The following is a 2,496-nucleotide window of genomic DNA, read 5'->3' as shown; positions in this document are numbered from 1 at the left end:
CCCGCCGAGAACGCGGCCGTCCCAGCGGACGACCTCGAGGGGCTCGTCGCCCTTGCCCAGGAACGTGGCGCCGACCTGGTGATCGTCGGACCGGAGGTTCCTCTCGTCGCGGGGCTCGCGGACCGTCTCGTCGAGGTCGGCATCCCCGTTGTCGGCCCGTCCAAGGCGGCGGCGCAGCTCGAGGGGTCTAAGGCGTTCGCCAAGGACGTCATGTCGCGCCACAACGTGCCGACGGCGGGGAGCCGGACGTTCGGGCTGGGCGCCGTCGAGGAGGCTCGGAGCTACGTCGAGGGGCACGACCTCCCCGTCGTCCTCAAGGCCGACGGGCTGGCGGCCGGCAAAGGCGTCGTAGTGGCCGAGACGCGAGAGCAGGCCCGTGACGCCCTGGCCGATATGCTCGAGGACGGCGCGTTCGGAGCCGCCGGCTCGACGGTCCTGGTCGAGTCCTTTCTCGAGGGCGAGGAGGCCAGCCTGTTCGTCGTCACCGACGGCACGGACTACGTGTTGCTCCCGGCGGCCCAGGACCACAAGCGAATCGGGGAGGGCGACACCGGTCCGAACACCGGCGGCATGGGCGCCTACGCGCCGGCACCCGTTGTGACGCCGGCCGTCTTGGAGCGCGTCGAGGCCGAGGTGGTCCGGCCCGTCCTCGAGGGAATGGCGAAGGAGGGCCATCCGTACCGCGGCATCCTGTACGTCGGCCTGATGATCGACGCGAGCGGCGCGCCGTCCGTGGTCGAGTTCAACTGCCGCTTCGGTGATCCCGAGGCCCAGGTCCTGCTCCCGCTCGTCGAGTCCGACCCGCTCGACCTGTTCCACGCCGTCGCCCACGACCGCGTCGCCGACCTCGAGGTCGTGATCTCCGACGGGGCCGCGGCGTGCGTCGTCCTGGCGTCCGAGGGCTACCCCGGCTCGTACCCGAAGGGTCGGCTGATCCGCGGGCTCGGGGACGCGGCCGAGCACGCGACGGTCTACCACGCCGGGACCGCGCGGTCTGACGAGGGCAACGTGGTCACGTCCGGTGGGCGCGTGCTGGGCGTCACAGGGACCGGCGCCACCCTCGAGGCCGCCCTCGAGGCCGCTTACGCCGGTGCCGACGCTGTCGCGTTCGAGGGCAAGACGATGCGCCGAGACATCGGCCAGAAAGGGTTGCAGCGGGACCGGTCGTGAGGTCGTCCTCGAGGGCGCTTTGGCTCATTGCCGCTCTCGGCGTCGGGTGCAGCGGCGCCCTGCCGGCACCCGGTACGTTCGAGGACGCCGTTGCCTTCGCCGCCACGCCGGACGGGCGCTTGTGGGTCGTGGACGGCGGAGCCGCAGCGGTCGTCGTCCTTCGAGGCGGTTTCGAGGACGCTCGGCTCGGGGGCGTTGGAACAGGGGAGGGCGCGTTCCTCGACCCCGTCGACGTCGACCCGACGAACGGCCTCGCCATCTTTGTCGCCGACCGCGCCGCGGGCACCGTCTTGCAGTTCACCGACGAGTTCCGGCTCGCCCTCGAGGTCGTCGTGCCGGACGTCGACCCGACGCGGCCGGTGCGGCAGACGGCCGGCGCGGTCCGGGACGGCAACCGAGGGCAACCTCTCGCCGTCGCCGCGGCGCCCGACGGCGTCTTGTTCGTCCTCGATGGCGGCCGACGCCACGTCCTCCAAATGTCATCCGAGGGCGACGTGCAGCGCGTGCTCGGCGCCGGTCTGTTGGTCGACCCGGTCGATCTCGCGCTCGGTGATGACGGGACGCTGTGGGTCGTGGACCGAGGTCGCGACGTGGTCCAGCCGTTCGACGCGTTCGGATCGGCCGGCGACGCCCTCGAGGTCACGGGTGTCGGGCCATTGGCCAGCGTGAGTGTGTCCGGAGGAGGCGTCGTGGTTGGAGCCGAGCGCGGTGTCGGTCGCTTGAGAGGAGCCGTCATCGACTCTAACCCCTTCCAGCCGCTCGTCGGAATGATCCGTGGCGCCCTCGAGGTCGGAGGGCGAGTGGTCGTCCTCACGCCAAGCGGGGTGGTGGAGACCGACCTGACGCTGAGGGACTCCCAGTTGGATTGAACCGCCCGGCGAGCGCTGGTAGGTTCGGCCTCCCCACACCCGAGACCGCCCGACCTTCGTTCCCCCGTCCGCTTCGCCACTCGGCACCGCCGATGAGGGTCCGTCTCGCTGTCTTCGCCGTGCTCGCCTGCGCGATCCCCGCCTCCGCGCAGGTGGGGATCGACGGGCTGAGGCGGGACACGTTCGCGCTCGCGCCGAGACAGACGACCGCGAGCCTGGAGGCCCGGCCGATTCCCGGAACCGAGACCCTCGAGGTGTTCCGCGACAGGGCGTTTCAAGTCGTGACCTCGGGCTACACGTTAGACGGCACGGGTCGCCTCGTCCTCGAGGTCGCCGCCGACACGGTCCGCTTTTTCGCCATCGCGTACCGGCCCGCGCCCGTCATCGGCCCGGTCCGCGCGCGCATCCCATCGGTCGACTCGCTGCGCGCCCTCTACGCGCCGGACACGACGGGGGC

General features: G+C 71.8%; 3 protein-coding genes. All 3 read left to right on the top strand.

All coding sequences use genetic code 11. The features are described from left to right. On the top strand, window positions 1-1,170 hold a 1,170-nt coding region (gene purD, locus WBA11_RS13585; RefSeq protein ID WP_424521211.1), incomplete at its 5' end, for a phosphoribosylamine--glycine ligase. Further along, a complete protein-coding gene (locus tag WBA11_RS13580; RefSeq protein ID WP_424521210.1) occupies window positions 1,167-2,039 on the top strand; it encodes a hypothetical protein in 873 nt (290 codons plus the stop codon). The genes purD and WBA11_RS13580, both read left to right, overlap by 4 nt. 92 nt (window positions 2,040-2,131) lie before the next feature. Next, a partial coding sequence (locus tag WBA11_RS13575) for a hypothetical protein (RefSeq protein ID WP_424521209.1) occupies window positions 2,132-2,496 on the top strand: 365 nt, incomplete at its 3' end.

Origin of the sequence: Rubrivirga sp. (genome assembly GCF_049648075.1) — a bacterium.
In the GTDB taxonomy this organism is placed as follows: domain Bacteria; phylum Bacteroidota; class Rhodothermia; order Rhodothermales; family Rubricoccaceae; genus Rubrivirga.
Note: the sequence above shows the minus strand (reverse complement) of the source record. Positions and strands in the feature narration are given on the sequence as shown.